Genomic DNA, 24,287 nt, shown 5'->3' with positions numbered 1-24,287 from the left:
AAGAGGATAATCCAATGGCGGTCTCAGCCCCGGGTGCAGTGCGGCCTCCGCGCTTCCAAAAGGTTCTCCACGGCTTGGATATGACCTTGTTTACCGTCTGTGCGGTACTCGTCATTGATCAGTTGACGGCAGCCGCCTCGATCGGCGTGCAATCGATCTTCTGGTGGACATTCACGCTTGTCTTGTTCTTCATTCCGTATGGTCTGATCACTGCTGAGCTTGGCAGCACCTACACGGAGGAGGGCGGCATCTATGCCTGGGTTCGCCGCGCCTTCGGACCCGTCTGGGCTGGACGTACCGCTTGGCTCTGGTGGGTCAACGTCGCCTTCTGGATGCCGTCTGTGTACATCCTCTTTGCAGGCATTCTGGCGGAATTGATTGCGCCGGATATGAGCCTGTGGACGAAGATTGTCATCACGCTGGGCCTGACGTGGCTCACCGTCGGCATCAATATCATCACCCTGGAGGTCGGGAAATGGGTGCCGAATATCGGCGCCATTTTCAAAGTGATTATCATGCTCGCGCTCGGCCTCGGCGGCATTGCCTACGCAATGCATAACGGTCCCGCGAACGAATTCAGCCTCGCGACGCTCACGCCGCACTGGGGCGATAGTCTCGCGTTCCTTCCGGTCATTATCTATAATTTCCTCGGCTTCGAGCTGATGTCCGGAGCGGGTGAGGAGATGGAAAATCCTGGGCGGGACGTGCCGTGGGCAATCGTACGCTCGGGGTCGATCATCGCGTTCTTCTACATTCTGGCAACCGTCGGCATTCTGCTCGCACTCCCGCTTTCCGACATCGGCCTCATTAAGGGCCTGCCGGATACGTTTCAAAAGATCTTCGGCGCAGGCATCTCCGGCAATGTTCCGGTCATCGCCCTATGCGTGATGACGCTCTATACATTGATCGCCAACATGACGACGTGGTCGATCGGAGCAAACCGATCGGCCGCCGAAGCGGCCAATCGTGGTGATCTGCCGTCGATCTTCGCCAAGCTTCATCCTGTTTATAAGACACCCGCCAACTCGGCTATCCTGTGCGGTGTCATCGCCAGCGTCGTGCTGTTGATTTACGGGTGGCTCGCAAAAAGTTCCGAAGATCTCTTCTGGACGACCTTCGCGTTCTCGTCCGTCGTCTTCCTGCTTCCCTACTTCCTGCTGTTCCTCTCGTTCCTGAAACTACGTAAGGATGATCCAGATATTCGACGTCCTTATCGCGTTCCCGGCGGCTATCCGGTTGCTGTGCTGCTGAGCAGCATCTGCATGCTCTTCATCCTGCAGGCTATCGTCTTCTTCATCTACAAGCCCGGCGCGGTTGATATGACCTACATAGGCGCCGTGCTCGGAGGCGTCGTGCTCACGGTCATCGTCGGCGAATTCCTCGTCCATGGCAAACGTCCCGAACCAGCGAAACCGACGAAGGAGATCGCCCATGTCTAAGGTCCTCGCAACGACACCTAAGCAGGACGGCTTTCGGATGCCGGCGGAATGGGAGCCCCACATTGGTTGCTGGATGCTCTGGCCTGAGCGATCGGATAACTGGCGAAGTGGTGCAAAGCCTGCACAGCATGCTTTCGCGGCTGTCGCCGCCGCGATCGCCCAGGGAGAGCCGGTAACTGTCTGTGCGTCTCCCGCTCAATATCTTATCGCCCGAGAGATGCTCGACCCGTCCGTACGTCTCGTCGAAATGACGAGCAACGACAGTTGGATCCGCGATTGCGGGCCGACATTCGTCGTAAATGATGCGGGCGCGGTAAGGGGTATCGATTGGAAATTCAATGCTTGGGGTGGGCTTGCTGGAGGGCTCTACTTCCCTTGGGATCAAGACGACCTCGTCGGTGAGAAAGTCATAGAACTCGAAAGGGATGATCGGTACGCGCCGGACTTCATTCTCGAAGGCGGTTCAATCGATGTCGACGGGCAAGGCACGCTCTTGACCACAGAAGAGTGCTTACTCAATCCGAACCGCAATCCCGATAAAAGCCGTGCCGAGATCGAGAAGTATCTCTGTGACTATCTCAATCTCGAGAAGATCATCTGGTTGGAAAAAGGCGTCTATCTCGACGAGACGAGCGGCCACACTGATAATTTCTGCCGCTTCGTTGCGCCCGGAGAAGTTGTGCTGACGTGGACGGAAGATCGCTCCGATCCGCAATATGCGATTTCGGCCGGCGCCTTGGAACGGCTCGAAAAGGCAACTGACGCACGCGGGAGGCGGCTGAACATTCACAAGCTCGTCGCGCCAAAACCAGTCTTGATCACGGCTGAAGAAGCCGCTGGAGTCGATAAGGTTGCTGGAACGCTGCCGCGCGAAGCAGGCAATCGACTCGCGGCATCATACGTCAATTTCTACATCGCCAACGACGTAATCGTGATGCCGCGCTTCAACGATCCAGCTGACGATCCGGCGCAGGACGCGTTGGCGAAACTCTTTCCGACCCGGCGGATCGTAAGCGTGCCTGGGCGGGAGATCCTTCTTGGTGGCGGCAACATCCATTGCATCACCCAGCAGGAGCCGCTCGGCCGACGTCTGCTCCGTATGGCAGGAGCCGCATAACAGATGCGGATTGTCGTTGCTCTTGGCGGGAACGCGTTGCTGAAACGCGGCGAGCCTTTGTCTGCAGAAAATCAGCAGCGCAATATGCGCGCCGCTGCCGATGCATTGGCCCTGGCATGTAAGGGACATGAAATCGTCATCGTGCATGGAAACGGTCCTCAAGTGGGCTTGCTCGCTCTTGAAGCCAATGCCTACAAGGCGCTCCCGCCGTATCCGCTCGATGTGCTCGGGGCCGAGTCGCAGGGGATGATCGGTTACGTCGTCGCTCAGGAACTGCGAAATGCTCGCCAGGAACGTCCCACCGCGGCGCTCATTACACAGACTATCGTCGATGGCAGCGATCCAGCATTTCAACGGCCGACGAAGCCGATTGGTCCCGTCTACACTTCAGAAGAAGTTGCGTCGCTTCGGGAGCAGTACTCTTGGACGTACGCGCAAGATGGGAAGTCATTCCGCAGGGTTGTGCCTTCTCCCCAGCCGGTGGAAATCGTTGAACTCCCGATTATTGAAAGTCTCGTTCGCAGCGGCGTTCTTGTCATCTGTGCTGGCGGCGGCGGCATACCCGTCCGTCGCAATCCGGACGGCAGGATCAGTGGCGTCGAAGCCGTCATCGACAAGGATCTAGCCGCAGCACTCCTCGCCGAGAAGCTTGGAGCCGATCAGCTGGTCATCCTCACTGATGTGGATGCTGTCTATCTCGACTGGGGAACGCCGCAACAAAAGGCCATCGGAAAAATCAAATCGCTCGATTTGCGCCGCCATGGCTTTGCGGAGGGCTCAATGGGACCGAAGGTAAGCGCAGCGTGCAACTTCGCCGAACGGACCGGTCGCGCCGCCGTTATCGGATCCTTGTCCGCTGTGCAGTCTGTATTGAGCGGAAAGGGTGGCACGATCGTGCTCCCCTGATGGCCTCATCGTTGCGGTGATTTCACCAGATCCGTGGATCCTTAGAAGGGCAGAAATCCCCCCAGGGACGATTCATAGGTAGGTTTTCGAACGGTGCGACGACCGCCGCTTCCTTTGCGCGCCAGATATCTCTTGGCGTCCGGGTCTCCCAAGGCGGCGGCTTTCTGCAGCCATGCACGGCCATCTTTCGTCATGCGGGGACCGCCTTTCCCCTGGATCAAAGCAATGCCGTAGTCGTACATGCCGATGCGATCACCCGCATTGGCAGCCTTCTCGTACCACTGGCGGGCTTCCTGAAGATTTTTAGGGCCACCCAAGCCCCTTTCGAGGAGAAAGCCATATAGAGGCATCGCAAACGAACAGCTGGCTTCAGACGCGCTCTTAGCCCATGTACGCGCCGATGAATAATTCACGGCAACGCCTTGCCCGTGCGCGTAGATTGTTGCGAGCATCCCCATAGCGTCCGCATCACCTTTTTCGGCCGCTTTTTGAGCCCAGTCCCGCGCTCCGCTTAAATCCTTTCGACCGCCGGTCCCGTCATACAAAACTTTCGCATAGTAGGTCATGGCCCGAACGAGGCCCTTTTCGGCCGCCTTCTGATACATTTCGCGCGCGCCCTGGGGATTTGCCGGGCCACCCTTCCCGGTTTCAAAATAGTAGCCCATTCTGTACAAGCCGTTGGCGTCGCCCTGATCAGCCGCCCGCTGAAACCACGATCGCGCCGCCGCGAAATCTTGAGGGCCGCCCTCACCATCCTGATAAAGATAGCCCATCCAATCCATCGCCGGGACATTCCCGGCATTCGCTGCTTTCTCAAACCAGGAACGAGCAGAGGCAACGTCTTTGGGGCCGCCTTGGCCGTCATGCAGCATCATGGCCAGGCTGAACATTGCTTCTGATAGGTCACCGTTATTTGCGGCCGCTTCATACCATTTTCGAGCGGCTGGTAAGTCCGCGTCGCCCCCCAATCCTTTCTGTAGGATCGACGCCAAAAGGTTCATCGCAGAAGCATTGCCGGCGTCTGCTGCGTGTGACAGCAGCTCTCGCGCCTGAGTTAGGTTTCCGTCGTCGTATGCCTTGGAACCAGCTTCCCAGAGTGCCACCCCTTTCGGGTCAGCGTCCCTCGCGTAGGCGCCCGTGTGACTAAAGAAATTCATAAGCACGGCTGCCAAGGCGAAGACGAATATTCGTGCCAATTCTCTTCTCCGTCTTATGCCGTGCTTGTTCAAAACGATCCGCGATATGCGGCGGGTAGCTGCAACGGCTATCATCGCCTTCGAGGCATCGAATAGCTTCGCTCATGACATCACCGGCGGCACCAACGATTGCAGGATGTGTAAGATTCGCGCTAGGCCAAGGCATTGCATGCGCTGATGGCCATCTGACGTCTGCGGCAAATGTTTTAGTCATATCGCCCGGGCTCGTGCGGGGCACCGTAGACATGCATCAAGACATTGGTTTTCATTGATAAAATGGAATGGCGTGGCCATTTAAATGGCCGTTTTCAGACGCAGTTCCAAGTAATTTTGAGCCAACCTTCTAGGCTCGCGTGGTGCTAGCCCAGCTAAAAATTGATTTCAAACGGCTGGTACATCTCGGCCGCGGATATCGATCGTGCCGACTCGGTTGCTCCTTCGCGACGACATCTTTCAAAGAAGAGGCTTCCCTATGAGCCTCAGCTCTCGAGCAGATTTGATTGATGTGAATCAAGCATCACTGGCAGTGCATATGCGAGCCTCGAAGCCATTCATTGCTCGGGAGGTTTCGTCATGTCCAAGAGCGGGAATCACACGCCATTTCATTACGTCGCAATCGCGATAGGAGTTTTTGGGCTTCTGTTGGTCCGTAGCCCTGCGGCATTCTCCGAGCAATTTCAATCTGCGCAAACCACGTCCGAAACTCCAACGGATGCCGGGGAAGATGCTAAAGCGGCCATTGATGTCGCCAAGAAAGCCGCTTTGAACGCAATCGAAAAGGCAAGGCGAGCAGTCAAAGACGCAATCGACAAAGCGCGAATTGTCATTCCGCGTTCCATTGACAATGCTCACCATAAAACGACGGAAGTCTTGGACAAGGCGCAACGAAGCGCGGATGAGCTATTCGATAAGACCGAAGATGCGACGAAGGATGTCCTCGGCAAAGCTCGGGAAACTATCGATGAAGCGCCAAAGGCGATTCCCGATCAGAGGTTCAAAGCGGGCGAACAAACGTACCGAACCTACTGCGCCTTATGCCATGGAATAGGCGTAGGCCCTGGGATGTTTGCTGAAGCGCTGAAGAAGCCCGCTCCCGATCTAACCCAAATCTCCAAGCGCAACGGTGGTTGGTTCCCCAGAGGAAGGGTGGAACGAATTATCCGCGATGGCGGCATCAGTGGGCACGGAACAATGCGGCTGCTTGCGTGGGAAGGCTATTTCTACGAGAACATGCCACCTGATGCCGCTGATCGTGAAATTGATCAGCTGGTCTCCTATTTGGAGAGCCAGCAGGCACAGTGAACCCAATGCCAGTCTCGGCATCATTGTTAGCATGAGTTCATTGTAGCCGTGACCTGACAAGTTCTTCGGCAGTTGATGTTGGTCCCTAACGTATCGACGCGCCGAGGCCTGCGACGTCCATCGATTGCACGCTCTTTTGAGAGCAGCTCCACGATCATCCCGACGGAATTCTCTCCAGGTGCACAGTCGCTTGCGCCAGTCTACGAAACAGATCTCGCCGGCGCTTCAGCGGCAACCAATCGTAAAGAAAAGTCTCGATCGGCTTCCAATTGGCGACCCATCCAAAGAAGACTAAGCTCTCGGAGACGATGGCCGCAAGCGGCCCTGCGCCGAGCGTGCTTCGCACCAATTGGCTGCCGAGGAGACACGCCACAAGGGTGGCGGAGCCCACGAATAAATAGAGACGTCCGATTCTAAACAGCTCATTTAGTTCGCGTTGCGCAAATTGCGCGCGTTCTGTGAAGTAGTTTGCCAGCGCCGACGGAAGCTCCCACTTTTGAGCATCATGCATCGCCTCGTCGGGCAAATGGATAACAATCTTCAGAGGCGCATCTGATGGTAACTCGCGTGCCCAGCCGACGATGTAATCTTCGGCATCTTGATCCAGATCCCGCTCGTGAAAAGGCGATGGGTCGAGCGAGTTAAAAAGCTGCGCCAGCTTTTGAATCCGCAGCTCGATGACGCCGTTGGCGTTCGATATCTTGTCGTCAGTGTTGCTTGTTGCCATAAGCCCGAGTCCCAATCCGAACCTGCGGTGGCGATGATAATATAAGGCTTAAGCAGGCTTGCGCGACCCACTGGAGGGTGTGTTCGCTTGGCCGAAGTGCGAAATGGCATTTCTACCACTTGGGGACGACGACTTGGGGTGCGCCTGGAGGCCACAAATGCATTTCTGAGTCTGTTTTCTATGCATCTCGGACGAGACGCTATATTTGCACCAATCGAGTGGCGGAACTCGGCGTAATGAGTGTCCGAACGAGCGGTCGTTTAAAGGTTTTACCGCCGCAGCGTGTCGTTCACGGCCGAGGGCAGGTTCACGCGACGCGACAGTTCCTCGGCGCTTTCCTTCCTTTCACTGTAACGGTCGACAAGATAATCAGCGCGGTCGCGGGTAAGCAGGGTGAACTTCACCAGCTCCTCCATCACATCTACAACGCGGTCGTAATACGCTGACGGCTTCATGCGGCCGTCCTCGTCGAATTCATTGAAGGCCTTCGCGACGGAAGACTGGTTCGGGATGGTGATCATCCGCATCCAGCGGCCCAGCACGCGCATCTGGTTCACAGCATTGAAGGACTGAGAGCCGCCGCTGACCTGCATCACGGCCAGCGTCTTGCCCTGGGTGGGACGAATAGCGCCCGTAGACAAAGGTATCCAATCGATCTGTGACTTCATCACGCCGCTTATCGCACCGTGCCGTTCCGGCGAGCACCAAACCTGGCCCTCGGACCAGGCGGCAAGCTCGCGCAACTCCTGCACTTTGGGGTGGGTTGCCGGCGCGTCATCTGGCAGCGGTAAGCCATGCGCGTGAAAGATCTTCGTTTCGGCCCCGAAATGCTCCAGCAATCGCGCCGCTTCCATCGTGAGAAAGCGGCTGTACGACCGCGCGCGTAGTGAACCGTAGAGCAAAAGGATACGCGGCTTATGGCTACCCGCCGCGGCGAGCTTATTATGGGCGGGAATGTGCAGATGCTCGTGCGCGATGTTGGGCAGGTCGCTGGCGCCGTTCTTGCTCATCAAGCCTTCTTTCTTGCCGCAATCACTTCGCCGTCCTCTTTGGTGAAGTTGCCGATGTTCGGCTCCGCCAGGATGTCGAGCACCTTCTCCGATGGCCGGCACAGCTTCACGCCTATCGGTGTGACAACGATCGGCCGGTTGATGAGGATAGGGTGCTCCATCATGAAATCAATGAGTTGATCGTCGGTCCACTTGGCATTGCCCAGGTCAAGTTCCGCAAAGGGCGTTCCCTTTTGGCGGAGCAGCTCGCGGGGAGTGATGTCCATGCGCCTCATCAGGTCCACCAGTGTTGTGCGCGAAGGCGGCGTCTTGAGGTATTCAATGATCTCCGGCTCCTCGCCGCTCTGGCGGATCATCGCCAGCGTGTTGCGGGAAGTGCCGCAGGCTGGGTTGTGGTAGATGGTGATAGCCATCGCTCATTCTCCTGCTTGTGCGGACAGGCCATGCTTTCTGACCGTTTGACCGGCCTCGTACCAGTCGCGCGACGAATTGACGATCTTCACCACAGACAACATCACGGGGACCTCGATCAGCACGCCAACGACGGTGGCGAGCGCTGCGCCGGAGTGTAGCCCAAAGAGGCTGATCGCGGCGGCGACTGCCAGCTCGAAGAAGTTGCTGGCGCCGATTAGCGCGGAGGGTCCCGCCACGCAATGAGCTTCGCCTGACGCGCGGTTGAGAAGGTAGGCGAGCGCCGAGTTGAAATAGACCTGGATGAGAATGGGTACCGCCAGCATGGCGATGATCAATGGCTGCGCCAAGATCTGCTCGCCCTGAAAGCCGAATAGCAAGACCAGCGTGGTGAGCAGGGCCACGAGGGACAGAGGCTGAATTCGCCGAAGCAATGCCTTCAGCGCGCCCTGGCCACCGGTCGAGAGGACGACGCTGCGGATCACCTGCGCGATGATGACCGGCACCACAATGTAAAGGGCGACCGACAAGAGGAGCGTGTTCCAAGGCACCGTGATTGCCGAAAGACCGAGCAGCAGGCCGACAATCGGCGCGAACGCGAAAACCATGATCACGTCGTTGAGTGCCACTTGGCTCAAGGTGAAATGCGGCTCGCCGTCAGAGAGGTTGCTCCACACGAACACCATGGCCGTACACGGCGCAGCGGCGAGGAGAATGAGGCCGGCGATATAGCTGTTGATCTCCTCGGCTGGTAGGTACGGCCGGAATATCCAGCCGACGAAGATCCAGCCCAGCAGCGCCATCGAGAACGGCTTTACCGCCCAATTGACGAAAAGCGTGACGCCGATGCCGCGCCAATGAGCTTTCACTTTGGACAGCGCTGAGAAATCGATCTTCACCAGCATCGGAATGATCATCAACCAGATCAGTGCCGCGACGACGAAGTTCACGTTGGCCACTTCCGCCGCGGCGATCTCTGCAAAGGCAACGGGAAAGAAATGACCAAGCGCGATGCCGAAAACGATGCAGAGCGCGACCCATACTGTCAGATAGCGTTCGAAGGTTGACATGCTCAGGCTCTCTCCGGCACGGCTGAAGCTTTCAATCGGCCAATATCGTTGAGGCGATTCTGGAGGCTGAGTTCGTCGAGTGACGCGAGCGGCAAACTGGTGAAAATGCCAATCCGGTTGTTGAGCATGCGGTACGTATCGGCGAAGGCGAGCGCTCGCTGAGCTTCATCCCCCTGAGCCTCGGCGGGGTCCGGCAGGCCCCAGTGCGCTGTCATCGGCTGCCCCGGCCAGATCGGGCAAACTTCGTTGGCGGCGTTATCGCAAACGGTAAAGACGAAATCTAATTCAGGTGCACCGGCTGCCGTGAACTCCTCCCAGGACTTTGAGCGGAGAGAACCGGTGCCATAGTTGAGCTTATTCAGAAGATTGACGGCCAGCGGGTGAACCTCACCTTTTGGCATGCTGCCCGCGCTGTAGCCTTTGAACTTCCCTGCCCCGATGCGGTTGATGATGGCCTCGCCCATGATGGAACGGGCGGAATTGCCGGTGCAGAGAAAGAGGACGTTATACGGTCGATCTCGGTTCATTTCGCTTCTCCCTTACACAGCTTACGCGCCTTTTTGATTGTCGAGCCGCAAAGCTCCGGATTTCCCTGGCAGCAGTCGTCGGTGAGAAAGCTCAAGAGTTGTCGCATTCCCTCAAAGTGCGCCGCATAGCGGATGTACCGGCCAACGCGCGTGGCATGGATTAGTCCGGCGCGGTCCAATTCTTTAAGATGAAATGACGCTCCTGTTGGGGTGGCGCCAACAGCTTCAGCGATCTCACCTGCAGGCAGCCCGTTTGGGCCCTCCCGCACCAGGAGCCGGAAGATAGCGAGGCGCTGATCGTGGGCCAACGCCGCGAGACGAGTGACAGCTTCATCAGTGTTCATAAATTGACAATACAAGAATTATTGAAATGTGCAAGCCTTATAAAGACTGCTCACTCACGTCTCCCCTCCCATCAACGGATGGGGCGATCAAATATGCCTTTCAGCAGCTCCAGGATTATCAGCAGTACAACGCCCACGCTGACTGATATGAGCGCGTCATGAGCGTGAAAAGCGCCAAAGTCGAAAAGGGCGCGTGCAGGTGTCCAGTAAAGAGTTGTCGCAAAGATTGCCGTAGCGAGTGTGAAGACTGCCCAGAGCATGGGGTTGGGTCGGACGAGAGATCCGAAGAGCACATTGTCAAAGCTGCGATTGATAATAACCAATGCAACCGAGGATGCGATCATTGCTCCGAAGGAGAGGGAACGAGCCTGGTCGGCGGGAAGACCATACCGCAAAGACGTAACATAGAGGCAGGCAATGAGAGCAAACGCTATTGCACCCTGCAGCAAACACCATAGGAGCCGCACCAATGAGAGCAGGGGAGCCTTTGTCGATCGAGGCGGGCGGCTCATGACATCGGATTCTTCCGGCTCGTTTTCGAAGGCGATCGAGCAGACTGGATCGATGATGAGCTCGAGGAAGGCAATATGTAAGGGGCCAAGGATCGGTGGCAGTCCAGCGATGATTGGAAACAAAGCAACTCCTGCGATCTGCACGTGAATAGCTGCGATGAAGCCCGTTGCCTTGCGAAGATTGTCAAATATTCGACGGCCTAGCCGAATAGCAGTGACGACCGAGCTGAAGTTGTCATTCAGGAGGACGAGCGCAGCCGCTTCACGGGCCACGTCAGTTCCGCGACCGCCCATAGCCACACCGATGTGGGCTGCCTTCAGAGATGGAGCATCGTTTACACCATCACCAATCATCGCAGTAATCTCGCCGTTCGACTGAAGCGCTTGAACGATGCGCAACTTGTCGGCCGGCGTAATTCGCGCGAAGACGGAACATTCCCTGATCTTGCGGCCGAGAGCCGCCGCAGCCATGCTCTCGATTTCGGGGCCCGAGACCACACGGCTTGCGTCGATACCGGCTTTACGGGCGATTGCAAGGGCAGTCGTCGGATAATCGCCGGTGATCATGACGACGCGAACGCCAGCGGCCCTACACTCGCTGACTGCATTGGCAATATCTGCCCTAATCGGATCAGCGAGGCCGATGAGTCCCACAAATTGAAAATTGAAAGCGTTCGGCTCGAGCGGCAAATCTCTTTCAGAAAACGTCGCTTCGGCAATGGCTAACATGCGCAGCCCCTCGCGCGCCATCGTATCCGTCATCGTGGAGACCCCGGCATACTCGGCGGCCGATAACCCGCACAGGTTGGCTATCGTCTCGGGCGCGCCTTTGGCCGCTATTTTAAATCCGCTCGTAGAATTCGCCCGCCAAGCATTTACCACGGCCAGGCGCTTCCGTGTCATGCCATAGGTGCGCTCCAAGACGTCCCGATTTCGCGATTCTGTGCCGCAAGAACGCGCCTCGGCAAAATCGACGATAGCGACATCCATGGCGTCGACAGGCGTCGGTTGCGAAGCCAGCGCTCCGGCGCGGATGAGGCGATGGAACTGAGTGGGCAACGAACCCGACGCCTCTGGCTGGCTCGCGCCAAATGTCTCGCCTGTCTGCAAGCGCAGTTCAGCAATCGACATACGGTTCTCTGTCAACGTCCCTGTTTTATCGGTGCAGAGGACGGTGGCTTCGCCGAGTGCCTCTATCGCGGCCGCACGTCGCGTTAAAACCTGGGCGCGCGAAAGACGCCAAGCACCCATGACCGTAAAGACGGTGAGGACGAGCGGGAATTCTTCGGGCAGCATCGCCATGCCAAGCGAGATGCCTGCAAGGAGGGCGGGGAGCACGGAATGCCCCGATGCCCATTGCAATAGGAAAGCGAGAGAGCAGACCGCCACACCGATAATCGAGAACATCCGCACGAGACTATTGATCTCGGCCTTGAGCCGGGGCGGTTCCGGTTCAATTCGGGCGAGTGAGGCACCGATTTTTCCGATCTCGCTTCGGCCTCCGGTTGCGACAACTTCGGCTTTGCCTTGTCCCCGAACGGCGAGCGTGCCGGAAAACAAGTAAGGCGTATCATCGCCACCGGGTTTTCGGTCTATCGGAACCGAGGCATCCCTATCGACAGGAACCTTGCGGACGGCCACGGATTCCCCTGTCAAAAGTGACTCATCGGCCGACAAGTCACCTTCAATCAAAAGTCCATCGGCAGCAATCCGATCACCTTCGCTGATGATCAAAATATCGCCGCGGACAACATCTCTGCCAGCGATGCGGCGACGCTCTCCATCCCGAATGACGAGAGCACGGGGGCTCGAGAGCTCTTTTAGGGCGTCCAGCACACGTTCACTGCGAAACTCTTGGACAATTGCGATGGCGACGGAAGTTGTCGCAAAAAGACAGAGGACAATTGCTTCACTCGTTTCGCCAAGGATGACATAGATCCCGCCAGCGCAGACGAGGAACAGAAACATCGGCTCGCGCAGCACCTCCAACGCAATCGCGAATGCAGAGCGGCTGCTCTTACGTTCAAGCTCGTTTGGCCCCTCAGTGGCGAGCCGCTTCCGCGCCTCGTCCATGGTGAGGCCGGCTTCAAACCGGGAACTCCGCTCCACGTTGTCCGCGTCAAGGGCCATCATAAAAAATGACTATAACTTCTGGCCGCAAGCGTCGCCGTTGCATTGTCGGATAAGTGAAGGAAATCGCTCATCGGCAGATCAACACAGAGACAGCACAGGTCGTGACGACGCGGTGGGCCTGACTGCCAAGTACAAATTCCATCAGGCCGCGATGTCCGTGAGATGCCATAACAATCAGATCACAGGCCCGCGCTTGAGCCGCCTGGACGATGCCCTCAGCCGGAAATTCGTCTTTGATGTGCACGGTCTCGCAGGTTATTCCGACTTTGGCGGCTGCAGAAGCAGCATCGGCGAGAATTTTACTCGCATTTGAAGCCGCCGCTTTTTCATAATCTTCGATCGGATACACCACCGCGACTTCGGCCGGGGCGACCATCCTCCACGGTTCGGTGACTGTTACAATCGTTGCTTTCGACCCGAGCGCTTTCGCCAACTCGCAGCCCTGTGCGACCGCACGTTGAGCAAGCTCTGATCCGTCTGTCGCGATGAGTAAATGTTTGTACATATCGCTTTCCGAAAAGATGTTTGCGGATGATCTTCGCTAGCGCACTGTTTTCCTTGATGAACGTCAATCTCAAAGCAGTTTGAGCGTCCGGATGTGCTTGACGGCGATCAAGGTCGGTTCAGGAAACATAGCCATTTTTGCATCATTTGGAGGAATCCGAAAATGGCGAAGACTACTAGAATTATTGATGAAGCGCCTGCACTGCCTGAGCTTCAAATTTCTCCCGAAAAGGTTTGCTTTATTATTGCGAAGGCGCGGGAGTTCGACGCGAAAGACGCCGTCAGTGATCCAGATCCTGGCTCGAACGCGTCCGACGACAAGATGACATCTGTTCTCGAAGATCATGCGGACGATCCCGTCGTTGAAGAACTAACATCGGTAATCAACGACATGAATGAAGACGAGCAGATTGATCTCGTTGCGCTTGTTTGGCTTGGCCGCGAAGACTATTCGGCCGCGGATTGGGCCGATGTGCGCAAAGAGGCGACCCGGGCGCACAACAAAAACACAGCGCGCTATTTGCTTGGCATTCCATTGCTTGGGGACTTCTTGGAAGACGGCTTCGCGCTTCTCGGTCGTTCCTGCGAGAAATTTGAGCTGGACCACCTTTAATTGTGAAAGGCGACGACGATGAAAACACGAGATTTACATCGCACAGAACCGCGCCATGATCTTATGAAATCGCATCTTATCGAGCCGCATCGGCATGATCCTTACAAGGCGCGAGGGAAGCTGCAAGAGCCGACAGTCTGCAATCAGTGCGGAGCCGTATTTCTCGATGGTCGTTGGCAGTGGCTGGAAAGCGCGCCGACTGACGCTGCGAGGCAATTGTGCCCTGCGTGTCTGCGGGAGAACGATAAATATCCGGCAGGTGAAGTCACGCTGTCTGGCAAGTTTTTCCAAAAACACAAGGGCGAGATTTTCGAGTTAATTCGAAACACGCAATCCGATCAAAACGCCGAGCACCCCTTGTCGAGGATTATTGAGATCGCCGACGCAAACGACTCGGCGATCATAACCACCACAGATATTCATCTGCCGCGCCGTCTCGGGCATGCGCTCGAGCACGCCTACAAGGGCCAATTTGATATTGACTACAGCGAAGGGGATTATTTCGTGAGGGCTCACTGGCGTCGCGACGAGTAAGAGCCATTCAAATTCGCAGCAATTTTCGACATCGCGGGAGTGTTTCCATGCAGATCCCTCTTCAAATCTCGTTTGAGCACATAAAGCCAGTTGATTACATCGCGATCCGGGTTCGCGACGAGGCAAAGAAACTCGAGCAGTTCTACGATCGCATTACATCGGCGCGGATCGTTATAGGGCGACCGCAACATCGCCGCCGGCATGGAGATTACTATAGCATCCGGCTACTCATTACGGTTCCGGGCGCCAACGATATTGCGGTGAGCCGTGAGCCGAGCGTGACGGGTCGCCACGAGGATATCAACGTTACAATTTCAGATGCCTTCGCGGCAGCGCGTCGTCAGCTTCAGGATCTGACTCGCAAGCGGCAGGCCTAGGACAGAAACACGAAGGTCAGGCCGTGTGTTGCGCAAGATTTGCGCCTTTTCGGAATTCGTGCAGTGCTTTCGCAATCTCATCATCGTCGATCTGATGGAAGTCCTTATAGTGCATACCGACAGCGTAAAACGGCTCCGGAGTTTGTAAGCAGATCACCGCATCGACATCGGAACGAAGCGAGTTGACAGTTTCCAGAGGCGCGACGGGAACGGCTACAATAAGTTCCTTTGGCTTCTTTCTGCGGAGTGCGTTTATTGCGGCCCGCATGCTGGTGCCGGTCGCGATGCCATCATCGACAATGATAGCGGTTCGTCCCGTGATAGCGGGTCCAGCCGCCGTGCTGGCATATTCCCGTCTTCGGCGCTCGATCTCATGAAGCTCAGCTTTCATCTCGCGATCGATATAGGCTTGCGGGATTTCGATTTGTGTGCTGATCTCTTCGTTGAGAACAAGCTCCGGCGCCGCACCATCGACGACCGCCGCCATGGCGACCTCTTTGTGCCCCGGAACGCCGATGCGGCGCACGAAAACAAAATCGAGCGGTGCCTTCAGCTGTTTGGCGATCTCGATGGCGACCGGCACACCGCCACGCGGCATGGCTAGAATGATCGGATTTTCGAACTTTTGCTTGGAAAGCACAGATGCAAGGGCGCGTCCCGCCTCTTCTCGGCTTCTGAAAGGCAGCCAGAAACTCATCTGATATCCTCACGTCAAATATTGATCATACCAGCCTATTGAGAGTTCAATAACACGATCCAAAGTGCCCGGCTCCTCGAAAAGATGCCCTGCTCCTGGGACGATCTGCAGCTTTCGGGTACAAGTCATGTGCCGAGCGGCAAATTCGTTGAGTTCGATCACGCCAATGTCGTCGCCGCCAACGATCAGGAGCGTGGGAGCGGTGACGCCTCCCAATGCCTCTTTTGCTAAATCGGGACGGCCGCCGCGCGATACCACTGCCGAAATAGCCGGACCGAGTGCAGCCGCTGCGACCAATGCCGCGGCAGCGCCGGTGCTTGCGCCAAAGAGACCGAGGGTAAGGTCGGCTGTCTTAGGCTCCTCGAGCGTCCAGTTCACCGCCATCTGCACGCGACGCGCCAGGAGCGAGATATCGAACACATTACGGCGGTCGGAAGCTTCGGCCTCGGTCAAGAGATCGAAGAGGAGGGTGGCGTATCTATTTTCATTGAGGACGTCGGCGACATAGCGGTTACGAGGGCTAAGGCGGCTTGAACCGCTGCCGTGTGCAAATATAACAATCCCGCGTGCGCCGCTCGGAATGACAAGGCTGCCCTGAAGCGCCGGCAACCCAATCGTCACATCCTGTTCTTCCAGAACATCGACCGCCACTGACGCCTCCTTAAGCGTGGTGTGCAGATACGGCGCTGATCACCTCGCCAGAGAGATTACGGACGACCGCGTGCGAGACGTCTCCGAGGCTAAGCATGCCCACCATTCTTTTTTTATCGTCAATGACCGGAAGTCGTCGGATCTTCTTCGATTCCATCAAACGGATGGCATCCTCGATATCTTCGTCGGCCTTGCAATAGATGATGCCCTTTGTCATGACCTTCTCTGCGGTCAGGGCGGAAGGATTGGCGGAGTCGGCAAACCCTCTGCACGTAATATCGCGATCGGTCACCATGCCGATGAGACGATCATCTTTCCCGATCGGAACAGCTCCGATATCGAGGTCTTTCATCATTCTGGCGACCTCCGAAACAAGTGTATCGGGGGCAACCCATTTGGCACCTTTATGCATGACATCTTTGACTTTCATGGGACTTACTCCCTTCCCATTTTACGAAGCAACGGTGAGACGATCATCGACCCCTTGCACGCCGGGAACGGACCAAGCGGCATTCTCGATGATGTCGTGATCTTCCCAGCTGTTGACATGGCCTTCGAGACAAACTCGATTGTCTAAAACGGCGACGCGGATTCCTTCAGCCTCGACATGGGCGTTGCGAGCCAGTGCGGCCTCGATTTTCTTTTTGATATCCGGGGCCTCAACGGGCGATTTCACCACTATGGAATTTGTTACGCCGATCACGCCCATCAGCTTTCTGACCTCGTCTTCAGCGGTCTTCTTTTGGTATTGCCAATCGAGTTCGCCGCTCAGATTGACCCAACCTTTCTGCACCGTCACTCGGACGTGTTCGTCGGGTATCATGGCATGCCATTTCAAGACGCTTAGTACGCGCTTTGCAATTTCCTCATCCGACGTCTTGATTTCCGCCGGATAGCAAACATCGATTTCCTGGGCGATGGCACGAACGCCTTTCACCCGACGTGCAGCCTGAAGCGCGGCGACTTTTTCCGCGTAGCTGCGAACGTGTCCGTGGAGCGTGACGACGCCTCCGCTCGCCGAAACGCCAATATTTATCGAGTTGATGCTCGGTTCGAATTCCAGTTCGTCTATGACCAACTGACGAAGCTGCATATCGTTCATGGCCAAAAATCCTCTGACGATAAAGCTCAAAAAAACTTCGCTAGGCTGTCGGTGCGCGCAGAGATCCGGTCGCGGCTCCCGACAATAAAATTTTTTGCAGCGCACTCAGTTCTGAGAAATAATCCTTCGCTGCGTCTTGCCAGAATGCGATGGCGAACGACGTCAATTCGTTTGGCGACTTGATCGCTATGGTGCGCTGCAACGCATCCACGTCCTTCAAGTAACGTTTCTGCAAAAATTCCATCCAATTGCGCGCGATCTCTTCATTAAGACGAAGGGAGACAGCGAGCGCTTGAAATCCAGGCCAATTGGGCATCAACGCTGCCAAGCCAGGTCCGGGCGCTTTTGGATCAAACATTTCGTGAAGCATATTGCGCACCTCCGAATTGTCAGTGCGATTTTTGCTGCTATTCCGCGCCTCTCATTGATGCATCTCAATGTTGCCGCGGAATGCTCGAGTGAGCGAAGTTCAATTTAGATCGTCATCTTTTGACGCTCATCAACGCGGCATCTGCGTTTGATCTGCCTAAAGATGATCGTTGAGTATCGATCAACAAGGAGTTTTGTGCCATGGCAGAACCTGCAGTAAAACTTCCGGTAAAATCTCAGAGAGAACCTACATCGAGCCGCGAGTGGTGGCCGCTCGAAAATATTCGCCATCAGTTCGAGGATCTTATCGAAGAGTTTGACCGAGGTTTCTTGCGATCGCCGTTCCGCGGCTCACGCCTCGGTATTGAGCCATTATTGCGACGGGAACTGAGCTTTGTGTCTACGCCGCCTGTCGACATCGTCGATAAAGACACAGCTTACGAGATCACCGCTGAGCTTCCGGGCCTTGATGAGAACAATATCGATGTAAAGTTCGCCAATGGAATGCTGACCATCAAAGGGGAGAAGAAGGAAGAGAAAGAGGAGAAGAAGAAGGATTATTTTCTCTCCGAGCGTCGGTATGGTTCGTTCGAGCGCCGCTTCAGCGTTCCGGAAGGTGTCGATACCGGAAAGATTGAGGCAAACTTTAAGAAGGGCGTCCTGACCGTAACGCTGCCAAAGACGAGCGAGGCCAAGACAGCCGAGAAAAAGATCGCGGTCAAAGCCGCATAAAGCAGCGCCACCTCCCGCCGGGGTGCGCATCCCGGCGGGGAGTGTGAAATCCAAATTTCGGATGGGCTTAGGGTATATTCATGGAGTTTCATCCATGCCTAAAGCGTTGTTGCAGAGGAAATCGGAATCTTCCGCGGAAGAGCGGCATCAGTTTGTTGCAAGCCAGATAGAAAGCCGTGGCGTCCGTGACGCTCTCGTGCTTGAAGCCATGAGGCATGTGCCCCGCGAGCTCTTCGTTCCGCGCGAACTTGCGGAAAAGGCTTACGATGATACTCCGCTCCCGATTGGATGCGGCCAGACAATTTCGCAGCCTTATATCGTCGGGTTCATGATCGAAGCCCTTCGACTTCGCGGCGGCGAGCGCGTCCTCGAGATTGGCACGGGATCGGGCTATGCAACCGCCGTTCTGGCCCATATCGCCGGCGAGGTTTATACGATCGAGCGTATCGGAGAGCTTGCCGCGAGAGCGCGGGATAATCTTCAGCGGGCGCGGACACATAGCGTGCACGTGCGTCATGGTGATGGTACGCAGGGATGGCCTGAGTATGCGCCGTTCGATGCGATCCTCGTCTCGGAGGGCGTGCCAAATATCACGGCGGCGCTTCGTCACGAGCTTAAAATCGGAGGCTGTCTGATCGCTCCTATTGGCGATAACCCACGTTCGCAGGAGCTTGTGAGAATTACGCGCGTAGCCGAAGAGGAATTTGAGCGCGAGGATATCGCTGATGTGCGCTTCGTGCCCCTGATCGGCAAAGACGGATGGGAAAGCCCTGAGGATGATTGGCGCGTGAAGCCGCCTCGGGTGGTCCGCGCACGGCCGGCTGTCAGCGTTTCGGTGCCCTCGATGATCGCCAAGGAAGGCGAGATTTTCACACATCTCCATGACGCGGACCTCAACCCACTCATCGAACGCATCGGCGATGCGCGCGTCGTTCTCATCGGCGAGGCAAGTCACGGGACTTCCGAATTTTACCGCATGCGTGCGCGGATAACGCAGCGTCTCATCGAAGACAAGAAATTCAAATTCGTTGCCGTCGAGGCCGACTGGCCGGATGCTGCGCGCATCGATCACTATGTTCGCCACCGTGATGTGCCGCCGTCAGATTGGACAGCATTTGCGCGATTTCCCACTTGGATGTGGCGTAACGCGGAGACGAAAAGCTTCGTCGACTGGCTTCACAAGAATAATGAGACGCGAGCCTTCGAAACGCGTGCGGCCTTCTATGGCCTTGATCTCTATAGTCTCTACAATTCCGTTCGCGTTGTCTTGGAGTATCTCGACAGCGTTGATCCCGAACTCGCCGTGATCGCGCGTGAGCGCTATGGCTGTCTTAGCCCGTGGGAGGCGGATCCAGCTGCTTATGGTAGGGCGGCGCTGACGGGCGAATACCGAAAATGCGAAAAAGACGTGTCCCGTGTTCTCGTTGACGTACTGCGAAATCAACAAGACTATATGATGCAGGATGGCGAGCGCTATTTCGATGCGGCGCAGAATGCCCGTCTAATAGCTAACGCAGAACGCTACTATCGCACGATGTACTATGGTTCGCGCGCATCCTGGAACCTGCGCGACAGTCATATGTTCGAGACGCTCAATCAGCTATTGGTCCATCATGGCGCTCACTCGAAGGCGGTCATATGGGCGCATAATTCGCATATCGGTGACGCCTCGGCCACAGAGATGAGCCAGCGGGGTGAATACAATATCGGCCAGCTGTGCCGTCGCGCCTTTGGCGTGGCTTGTTTCAGCATCGGGTTCGGTACGAATGACGGTACGGTGGCGGCGGCATCGAACTGGGACGCGCCGATGGAAGTCATGAATGTGCGTCCGGCCCACGCCCAGAGCTATGAACGTCTCTTCCATTTGAGCAACGCGCCGGGATTGATGCTCTCGCTCAGGGAAAACGGTGCGCTGCGCGAGAAATTGATGAGGCCGCTGCTGGAGCGCGCCATTGGAGTTATCTACCGGCCCGATAGCGAACTTGCGAGCCATTACTTTGAAGCCACGCTGCCCCGACAGTTTGACGAGTATATTTGGATCGACCGGACGAGCGCTGTGAAACCCATCAAGGGCATTGAACTCGAAGGCATGCCCGAGACTTACCCATTCGGGCTTTAGCGGACATCGTCCGCGGCAGCGTCACTTATTGGCCGACGTCGGCTTCACAAGGTCTGCACGATGAAAATAGGAGTGATCCAGCGGCGGTGCTTCACGCTTGCCTTTCTCAATAATCTCAGAAAGGTCATCCACCATCCAGCTAAAAAGCTTTTGTCCATCCTCTACAGTCGCCAGGCTCGGTTTGCCAGTGACACCGTTTTCGCTCGTTCTGTTTACGGGATGCGCAAAGACGAGGTGGTCCGTGCGATCCGGATCATCTGACGTTGGGACAAGTTCAGCACGCACGATTTCCGGCGCGATCGCAAGCATAAGAGCCGTCTCGGCAGCATTGGCATGCCAATCCTGTGCATCGGAAAAATGCGCGTCACGCACGCGTTCGCTGATTGTCGCGGTGTTGATAACCGCAACCATCAGATCATCGTGATCTGCTCGCAGCATTTCGAGAGCACAGCGCAATGGCGCTGCATTCGTAACGTGACTGTTGACAATAAAGAGACGGCGAACTCCGCTGTGGTAAGCCCAATCGCCAATTTCTTTGACTAAGGTGATCAATGTGATGGGCTGTAGCGCAATCGTCCCAGGCCATCTCCAGCTATGCCCAAGAGAGCATCCGTATGGAAGCGTGGGGAGAACCGGAACGCGCGTTCGCTCGCTGACCACCCGACAGAGCTTTTCTCCGAGAATAAAATCCATTCCTGTGCCGAGGTGCGGACCATGTTGTTCCGTCGCTCCGACCGGCAGAATTGCGACCCCGTGGCTATCAGCTAAGTCAGCCGGTAATTCAGTCCAGGTCTTATCGGCCCAATTCATGACGTTTCCCGAGTAAGCATGTGTTTGTTAGGCACCCGATTGAGTGCCATCGCTCCTAGCGATGCTTCCGAACCTTGAATGACGTACGCTTTTTTTCGTCGTTGCCCCCGGCAGATGATTTCATACTCTTCTTGATATGAAGAGGCACATCTGGAAGGGGATGGAGCTGCGGAATGATCGCAGCCGCCAACTGCATTCGGCCGAAGATAATGCCGCGAAGCGTACTCAACTCGTCCGTGAGTTCCTGCAGCTTCACGGCTGGCCCCTGCACGAGAATAACTTCCAGCGTCTGATTTCCCGCCAAGTGCACGTGAAGGGAGCTGATAACCTCCGCAATGTTTTCGTATTGCAAATCTGCGAGCTTTTTCTGCAAGCCGCGAACCGTGTTGTCGTAAAAAAGCGTGATCGTACCGACCATAACTTCGCTCCCGGACTCACGTTTGTGCTCAACCAGCCAATTGTGCAGCATATCGCTGATGGCCTGCGATCGGCTTGCGTAACCCTTCGCTTTAACGACGGCATCGAGCTCCGACAGCTGTTCCTCCGGCAACGACACGCTCATCCTAGCGACGAGGTTACTCGTTGTTTCTACAGACATCGGATCCTCCGGCATGGGCGCCTCCGCATGAAAAAATGCGGACAGCAAATTATCGAGTTGGAATCACTTTATCATGCCGGAGGATCGATGCTCAGAAGAGATGGCTGTAGCGCTCGGTCTCCCAGCTGCTGATCGACAGATGGTAGCTTTCCCATTCGGCCGTTTTGTATTTTACGAACTCGTCGCGAAGTTCCTTGCCAAGCGTTTCCTCCACGAAGGGATCGTTGGCGAATGCGGCAACCGCGTCTTGCAAGTTCTGAGGGAGGAACTGAATGCCGCGCGCTGAACGCTCGGATTCCGAAATTGCGTAGAGGTTATCTTCGTTCGGCTCGCCAGGATCCATCTTCTCGCGAACGCCTTTGAGGCCGGCTGCCAAGGCAAGCGTGGCCGCGAGGTAAGGATTCACCGCGCCGTCGGCGTTTCGTGACTCGCATCGGCCGCCGCCCATCGGGACACGTAATGAATTCGTTCGGTTGTTTGAGCCGTAAGAGTTGAAGACCGGCGCCCACGAGAATGTTCCCATCGCTCCTTGGCGGACGAGTCGCTTGTAGCTATTGACCGTCGGCGCATACGCCGCGCACAGGGCGCGTCCATGACGCAGGATTCCGCCAATGAAGTGATAGCCCGTTTCAGTCAAGCCAAGGCCTCGCGGATCATCCTCCGGCTTGCAGGAAAAAACATTTGTCCCGGTCGCGAGATCGGAAAGCGACATGTTGAAATGGGCGCCGCATCCAGTTCTGTTTGCGAAGGGTTTCGGCATCATCGTCGCGATGAGACCTTCTTCTTTAGCGTAGTGCTTCGCCATAAAGCGGAAAAAGGTGAGACGATCGCAGGTCGTGAGGGCGTCCGAATATGTGAAATCAAATTCGAATTGACCGTTGGCATCCTCATGGTCGAACGAATAGAGATCCCAACCGAGATCGTTGATGCACGACGCAACCTTATCGAGCCAACCGAAGGCATTCACGAAGCCTTGCACATCGTAGCAAGGCTTGGCGAGCTTGTCGTCGGGATCTGGGATCGACAGGCTGCCATCCGCATTTTTCTTCAGCAGATAGATCTCGCATTCAATCCCGAGGTTGAAGCCGAATCCCATGTCTGCGGCTATTGCGAGCTGGTTTTTCAGTGCGACGCGAGTGCTGAGTGGATAGGGCTTGCCGTGGAACGTGAGATCCGCTGGCGCCCATGCGAGCTTTGGCTCCCAGGGGAGTTGGATGACGCCATTAAAATCAGGGACCGAAGCAAACTCATCTTCGTTCGGCTCCTGACCTAGTCCATCAAGCGCATATCCCGTGTAGAGTTCTGAACCTTTCGCCATATGCTTCAAATGCTCGATCGGGACGACCTTGCCTTTCGGCACGCCGTGAATATCGACATAAGCGCCGATACAATATTTGACGCCCTGAGCCTTCAGTCGCTGGTACGTTTCGTCAAGCGCTGACGCCGCGCCGACTGGGGTATGTTCATTCATCGTTTTTTCCTCATACTGGTGATTGTTTGATGCAGGTTGCGTCGGCGGATGGCTTCTCTAACCGCTCCGCGAATTTGAGCTGTCTCTAGTCAATGGTGTCTGAGACGTCCGTCAGTCGCGTGAAAGTTGGAAACGGTTCGTCGGATGCCGCTTCGTTATCGCTGCCGGTCGCAGCATGCTGGCTGCCATGAATGAGCATTTCCAACCGGGCTTTCGCCGCGACGTAACTGGGCGACGCCAAATCTTCGGGCGTGCGCGAACGTGGCACTGGCACTTCCATCAGTTCGATAACTTCACCCGGGTGCGGCTTCAGCACCAGGATGCGGTCTGCGAGGAGAATAGCTTCGTCGAGATCGTGGGTGACGAAGACGATGGTGATATCGATCTTGCGCCAGATCTCCATCAGGTGCCTTTGCATACGGCTGCGCGTCTGCGCGTCGAGTGCACCGAACGGCTCGTCCATTAACAGAATGCGAGGCTGATTTGCCAGCGATCGGGCAATCGCCACGCGTTGTTTCATGCCGCCCGAAAGCTGGTGCGGATAGTGATTGGCGAACTTCGAAAGGCCGATCAAATCGAGCCACTGCAGAGCAGAAGTCTCCGGATCCCGCTTGCCGTCGTAAGACATCTCCAATCCGAACATGACGTTTTTCTTCACCGTCAGCCACGGAAAGAGGGTGTACCCCTGAAAAACCATTCCACGGTCACTGCCGGGACCGATCACAGGTTTGTTGTCGAGCAGTACGTCACCCGAAGTTTGCTGGTCGAGTCCGGCGATGATCCGGATAAGGGTGGATTTTCCGCATCCGGATGCGCCCACGACGCAAACAAATTCCCTACGATACGTCGTGAAATTGATGTCGCTCAGCGCCGTCGTTGTTTTGCCATTGCTGAAAAACGTTTTGCTGAGATTGCGCACCTCCAGAATAATGTCGCGCGCTTTGAGCCGCTGGAATCGATCGTGCACCGCCAGCGATTGCTCGAGTACCGGAAGCGAACTCATGTCCTGCATCAGC

At 56.1% G+C, this 24,287-nt stretch carries 27 protein-coding genes; 9 read left to right on the top strand and 18 right to left on the bottom strand.

Going from position 1 to position 24,287, the window contains the following annotated elements:
- Positions 1-14 precede the first annotated feature (14 nt).
- Genes ACLB1Z_RS16100 through arcC form a run of 3 tightly spaced genes read left to right on the top strand, consistent with a single transcriptional unit; the run spans position 15 to position 3,462 of the window.
- Positions 15-1,439, top strand: a complete 1,425-nt coding sequence (locus ACLB1Z_RS16100; protein WP_409560739.1) for an APC family permease — start codon at positions 15-17, stop codon at positions 1,437-1,439.
- A complete protein-coding gene (gene aguA, locus ACLB1Z_RS16095) occupies positions 1,432-2,556 on the top strand; it encodes an agmatine deiminase (RefSeq protein ID WP_409560738.1) in 1,125 nt (374 codons plus the stop codon). Before ACLB1Z_RS16100 ends, aguA begins: the two co-directional genes overlap by 8 nt.
- 3 nt (positions 2,557-2,559) lie before the next feature.
- Positions 2,560-3,462: a carbamate kinase gene (gene arcC / locus ACLB1Z_RS16090; protein WP_409560737.1), complete on the top strand. Its 903-nt coding sequence runs from the start codon at positions 2,560-2,562 to the stop codon at positions 3,460-3,462.
- A gap of 41 nt (positions 3,463-3,503) precedes the next feature.
- Here the strand turns inward: arcC and ACLB1Z_RS16085 are convergent, their stop codons facing one another.
- On the bottom strand, positions 3,504-4,658 hold the full coding sequence (locus tag ACLB1Z_RS16085; protein WP_409560736.1) for an SEL1-like repeat protein: 1,155 nt from the start codon (positions 4,656-4,658) through the stop codon (positions 3,504-3,506).
- A gap of 573 nt (positions 4,659-5,231) precedes the next feature.
- On the opposite strand from ACLB1Z_RS16085, the gene ACLB1Z_RS16080 reads away from it, so the two are divergent.
- Positions 5,232-5,960: a c-type cytochrome gene (locus ACLB1Z_RS16080; protein WP_409560735.1), complete on the top strand. Its 729-nt coding sequence runs from the start codon at positions 5,232-5,234 to the stop codon at positions 5,958-5,960.
- Positions 5,961-6,114: 154 nt separating this feature from the next.
- Here ACLB1Z_RS16080 and ACLB1Z_RS16075 read toward each other — a convergent pair whose 3' ends face one another.
- From ACLB1Z_RS16075 to ACLB1Z_RS16040, 8 genes are all read right to left on the bottom strand, one after another.
- Positions 6,115-6,687, bottom strand: a complete 573-nt coding sequence (locus ACLB1Z_RS16075; RefSeq protein WP_409560734.1) for a hypothetical protein — start codon at positions 6,685-6,687, stop codon at positions 6,115-6,117.
- 269 nt (positions 6,688-6,956) lie between these two features.
- Positions 6,957-7,700, bottom strand: coding sequence for an arsenical resistance protein ArsH (gene arsH, locus ACLB1Z_RS16070; RefSeq protein WP_409560733.1), 744 nt, complete (start codon positions 7,698-7,700; stop codon positions 6,957-6,959).
- Positions 7,697-8,110: an arsenate reductase (glutaredoxin) gene (gene arsC / locus ACLB1Z_RS16065; protein ID WP_409560732.1), complete on the bottom strand. Its 414-nt coding sequence runs from the start codon at positions 8,108-8,110 to the stop codon at positions 7,697-7,699. Before arsC ends, arsH begins: the two co-directional genes overlap by 4 nt.
- A gap of 3 nt (positions 8,111-8,113) precedes the next feature.
- The gene (arsB, locus tag ACLB1Z_RS16060; protein ID WP_409560731.1) at positions 8,114-9,178 is read right to left on the bottom strand and encodes an ACR3 family arsenite efflux transporter; all 1,065 of its coding nucleotides are present in this window, start codon (positions 9,176-9,178) and stop codon (positions 8,114-8,116) included.
- Positions 9,179-9,180: 2 nt separating this feature from the next.
- Positions 9,181-9,705, bottom strand: coding sequence for an arsenate reductase ArsC (locus ACLB1Z_RS16055; protein WP_409560730.1), 525 nt, complete (start codon positions 9,703-9,705; stop codon positions 9,181-9,183).
- Positions 9,702-10,049, bottom strand: a complete 348-nt coding sequence (locus tag ACLB1Z_RS16050; protein ID WP_013948685.1) for an ArsR/SmtB family transcription factor — start codon at positions 10,047-10,049, stop codon at positions 9,702-9,704. The genes ACLB1Z_RS16055 and ACLB1Z_RS16050 overlap by 4 nt, the downstream gene beginning before the upstream one ends.
- A 71-nt stretch (positions 10,050-10,120) precedes the next feature.
- On the bottom strand, positions 10,121-12,694 hold the full coding sequence (locus ACLB1Z_RS16045) for a cation-translocating P-type ATPase (protein WP_409560729.1): 2,574 nt from the start codon (positions 12,692-12,694) through the stop codon (positions 10,121-10,123).
- 67 nt (positions 12,695-12,761) lie between these two features.
- A complete protein-coding gene (locus ACLB1Z_RS16040; protein ID WP_409560728.1) occupies positions 12,762-13,199 on the bottom strand; it encodes a universal stress protein in 438 nt (145 codons plus the stop codon).
- A gap of 162 nt (positions 13,200-13,361) precedes the next feature.
- Between ACLB1Z_RS16040 and ACLB1Z_RS16035 the strand changes: the two genes are divergently transcribed.
- Genes ACLB1Z_RS16035 through ACLB1Z_RS16025 form a run of 3 tightly spaced genes read left to right on the top strand, consistent with a single transcriptional unit; the run spans position 13,362 to position 14,722 of the window.
- Complete coding sequence (locus tag ACLB1Z_RS16035) at positions 13,362-13,811, top strand: DUF3775 domain-containing protein (RefSeq protein WP_409563293.1); 450 nt, start codon at positions 13,362-13,364, stop codon at positions 13,809-13,811.
- Positions 13,812-13,829: 18 nt separating this feature from the next.
- Positions 13,830-14,345 (top strand): BCAM0308 family protein, encoded by a 516-nt coding sequence (locus ACLB1Z_RS16030; RefSeq protein ID WP_409560727.1) that lies wholly within the window; start codon positions 13,830-13,832, stop codon positions 14,343-14,345.
- A gap of 47 nt (positions 14,346-14,392) precedes the next feature.
- Positions 14,393-14,722, top strand: a complete 330-nt coding sequence (locus ACLB1Z_RS16025; protein ID WP_409560726.1) for an HPF/RaiA family ribosome-associated protein — start codon at positions 14,393-14,395, stop codon at positions 14,720-14,722.
- Between the two features lie 16 nt (positions 14,723-14,738).
- On the opposite strand, the gene ACLB1Z_RS16020 is transcribed toward ACLB1Z_RS16025, so the two are convergent.
- Genes ACLB1Z_RS16020 through ACLB1Z_RS16000 form a run of 5 tightly spaced genes read right to left on the bottom strand, consistent with a single transcriptional unit; the run spans position 14,739 to position 17,542 of the window.
- Entirely contained in the window at positions 14,739-15,419 is a 681-nt protein-coding gene (locus tag ACLB1Z_RS16020; protein ID WP_409560725.1) for a phosphoribosyltransferase, read from the bottom strand.
- Positions 15,420-15,428: 9 nt separating this feature from the next.
- On the bottom strand, positions 15,429-16,070 hold the full coding sequence (locus tag ACLB1Z_RS16015) for a dienelactone hydrolase family protein (protein ID WP_409560724.1): 642 nt from the start codon (positions 16,068-16,070) through the stop codon (positions 15,429-15,431).
- 10 nt (positions 16,071-16,080) lie between these two features.
- On the bottom strand, positions 16,081-16,500 hold the full coding sequence (locus tag ACLB1Z_RS16010) for a CBS domain-containing protein (RefSeq protein ID WP_013948679.1): 420 nt from the start codon (positions 16,498-16,500) through the stop codon (positions 16,081-16,083).
- A 21-nt stretch (positions 16,501-16,521) separates the two neighbouring features.
- Positions 16,522-17,172: a BON domain-containing protein gene (locus ACLB1Z_RS16005; protein ID WP_409560723.1), complete on the bottom strand. Its 651-nt coding sequence runs from the start codon at positions 17,170-17,172 to the stop codon at positions 16,522-16,524.
- A 40-nt stretch (positions 17,173-17,212) separates the two neighbouring features.
- Entirely contained in the window at positions 17,213-17,542 is a 330-nt protein-coding gene (locus ACLB1Z_RS16000) for a hypothetical protein (RefSeq protein WP_409560722.1), read from the bottom strand.
- A gap of 200 nt (positions 17,543-17,742) precedes the next feature.
- On the opposite strand from ACLB1Z_RS16000, the gene ACLB1Z_RS15995 reads away from it, so the two are divergent.
- Positions 17,743-18,273, top strand: a complete 531-nt coding sequence (locus ACLB1Z_RS15995) for an Hsp20/alpha crystallin family protein (RefSeq protein ID WP_409560721.1) — start codon at positions 17,743-17,745, stop codon at positions 18,271-18,273.
- 94 nt (positions 18,274-18,367) lie between these two features.
- Positions 18,368-20,392, top strand: coding sequence for a protein-L-isoaspartate(D-aspartate) O-methyltransferase (locus tag ACLB1Z_RS15990; protein ID WP_409560720.1), 2,025 nt, complete (start codon positions 18,368-18,370; stop codon positions 20,390-20,392).
- Between the two features lie 21 nt (positions 20,393-20,413).
- Here ACLB1Z_RS15990 and ACLB1Z_RS15985 read toward each other — a convergent pair whose 3' ends face one another.
- The 4 genes from ACLB1Z_RS15985 to ACLB1Z_RS15970 form a co-directional block, all read right to left on the bottom strand.
- A complete protein-coding gene (locus ACLB1Z_RS15985) occupies positions 20,414-21,202 on the bottom strand; it encodes a creatininase family protein (protein WP_409560719.1) in 789 nt (262 codons plus the stop codon).
- 55 nt (positions 21,203-21,257) lie between these two features.
- The gene (gene nikR, locus ACLB1Z_RS15980) at positions 21,258-21,848 is read right to left on the bottom strand and encodes a nickel-responsive transcriptional regulator NikR (protein ID WP_409560718.1); all 591 of its coding nucleotides are present in this window, start codon (positions 21,846-21,848) and stop codon (positions 21,258-21,260) included.
- A 43-nt stretch (positions 21,849-21,891) separates the two neighbouring features.
- A complete protein-coding gene (gene glnT, locus ACLB1Z_RS15975; protein WP_409560717.1) occupies positions 21,892-23,271 on the bottom strand; it encodes a type III glutamate--ammonia ligase in 1,380 nt (459 codons plus the stop codon).
- Between the two features lie 85 nt (positions 23,272-23,356).
- On the bottom strand, positions 23,357-24,283 hold the full coding sequence (locus tag ACLB1Z_RS15970; protein ID WP_409560716.1) for an ABC transporter ATP-binding protein: 927 nt from the start codon (positions 24,281-24,283) through the stop codon (positions 23,357-23,359).
- Between the last annotated feature and the right edge of the window lie 4 nt (positions 24,284-24,287).

It is taken from the genome of Hyphomicrobium sp. MC8b, from assembly GCF_905067615.1.
GTDB lineage: Bacteria > Pseudomonadota > Alphaproteobacteria > Rhizobiales > Hyphomicrobiaceae > Hyphomicrobium_B.
Note: the sequence above shows the minus strand (reverse complement) of the source record. Positions and strands in the feature narration are given on the sequence as shown.

Excerpts from the sequence above, each read along its gene's own strand:
- ACLB1Z_RS16100 (WP_409560739.1), top strand. The coding sequence starts at position 15 with ATGGCGGTCTCAGCCCCGGGTGCAGTGCGGCCTCCGCGCTTCCAAAAG.
- aguA (WP_409560738.1), top strand. The coding sequence starts at position 1,432 with ATGTCTAAGGTCCTCGCAACGACACCTAAGCAGGACGGCTTTCGGATG.
- arcC (WP_409560737.1), top strand. The coding sequence starts at position 2,560 with ATGCGGATTGTCGTTGCTCTTGGCGGGAACGCGTTGCTGAAACGCGGC.
- ACLB1Z_RS16080 (WP_409560735.1), top strand. The coding sequence starts at position 5,232 with ATGTCCAAGAGCGGGAATCACACGCCATTTCATTACGTCGCAATCGCG.
- ACLB1Z_RS16075 (WP_409560734.1), bottom strand. The coding sequence starts at position 6,687 with ATGGCAACAAGCAACACTGACGACAAGATATCGAACGCCAACGGCGTC.
- arsC (WP_409560732.1), bottom strand. The coding sequence starts at position 8,110 with ATGGCTATCACCATCTACCACAACCCAGCCTGCGGCACTTCCCGCAAC.
- arsB (WP_409560731.1), bottom strand. The coding sequence starts at position 9,178 with ATGTCAACCTTCGAACGCTATCTGACAGTATGGGTCGCGCTCTGCATC.
- ACLB1Z_RS16055 (WP_409560730.1), bottom strand. The coding sequence starts at position 9,705 with ATGAACCGAGATCGACCGTATAACGTCCTCTTTCTCTGCACCGGCAAT.
- ACLB1Z_RS16050 (WP_013948685.1), bottom strand. The coding sequence starts at position 10,049 with ATGAACACTGATGAAGCTGTCACTCGTCTCGCGGCGTTGGCCCACGAT.
- ACLB1Z_RS16045 (WP_409560729.1), bottom strand. The coding sequence starts at position 12,694 with ATGATGGCCCTTGACGCGGACAACGTGGAGCGGAGTTCCCGGTTTGAA.
- ACLB1Z_RS16040 (WP_409560728.1), bottom strand. The coding sequence starts at position 13,199 with ATGTACAAACATTTACTCATCGCGACAGACGGATCAGAGCTTGCTCAA.
- ACLB1Z_RS16035 (WP_409563293.1), top strand. The coding sequence starts at position 13,362 with ATGGCGAAGACTACTAGAATTATTGATGAAGCGCCTGCACTGCCTGAG.
- ACLB1Z_RS16030 (WP_409560727.1), top strand. The coding sequence starts at position 13,830 with ATGAAAACACGAGATTTACATCGCACAGAACCGCGCCATGATCTTATG.
- ACLB1Z_RS16025 (WP_409560726.1), top strand. The coding sequence starts at position 14,393 with ATGCAGATCCCTCTTCAAATCTCGTTTGAGCACATAAAGCCAGTTGAT.
- ACLB1Z_RS16020 (WP_409560725.1), bottom strand. The coding sequence starts at position 15,419 with ATGAGTTTCTGGCTGCCTTTCAGAAGCCGAGAAGAGGCGGGACGCGCC.
- ACLB1Z_RS16010 (WP_013948679.1), bottom strand. The coding sequence starts at position 16,500 with ATGAAAGTCAAAGATGTCATGCATAAAGGTGCCAAATGGGTTGCCCCC.
- ACLB1Z_RS16005 (WP_409560723.1), bottom strand. The coding sequence starts at position 17,172 with ATGAACGATATGCAGCTTCGTCAGTTGGTCATAGACGAACTGGAATTC.
- ACLB1Z_RS16000 (WP_409560722.1), bottom strand. The coding sequence starts at position 17,542 with ATGCTTCACGAAATGTTTGATCCAAAAGCGCCCGGACCTGGCTTGGCA.
- ACLB1Z_RS15995 (WP_409560721.1), top strand. The coding sequence starts at position 17,743 with ATGGCAGAACCTGCAGTAAAACTTCCGGTAAAATCTCAGAGAGAACCT.
- ACLB1Z_RS15990 (WP_409560720.1), top strand. The coding sequence starts at position 18,368 with ATGCCTAAAGCGTTGTTGCAGAGGAAATCGGAATCTTCCGCGGAAGAG.
- ACLB1Z_RS15985 (WP_409560719.1), bottom strand. The coding sequence starts at position 21,202 with ATGAATTGGGCCGATAAGACCTGGACTGAATTACCGGCTGACTTAGCT.
- glnT (WP_409560717.1), bottom strand. The coding sequence starts at position 23,271 with ATGAATGAACATACCCCAGTCGGCGCGGCGTCAGCGCTTGACGAAACG.
- ACLB1Z_RS15970 (WP_409560716.1), bottom strand. The coding sequence starts at position 24,283 with ATGCAGGACATGAGTTCGCTTCCGGTACTCGAGCAATCGCTGGCGGTG.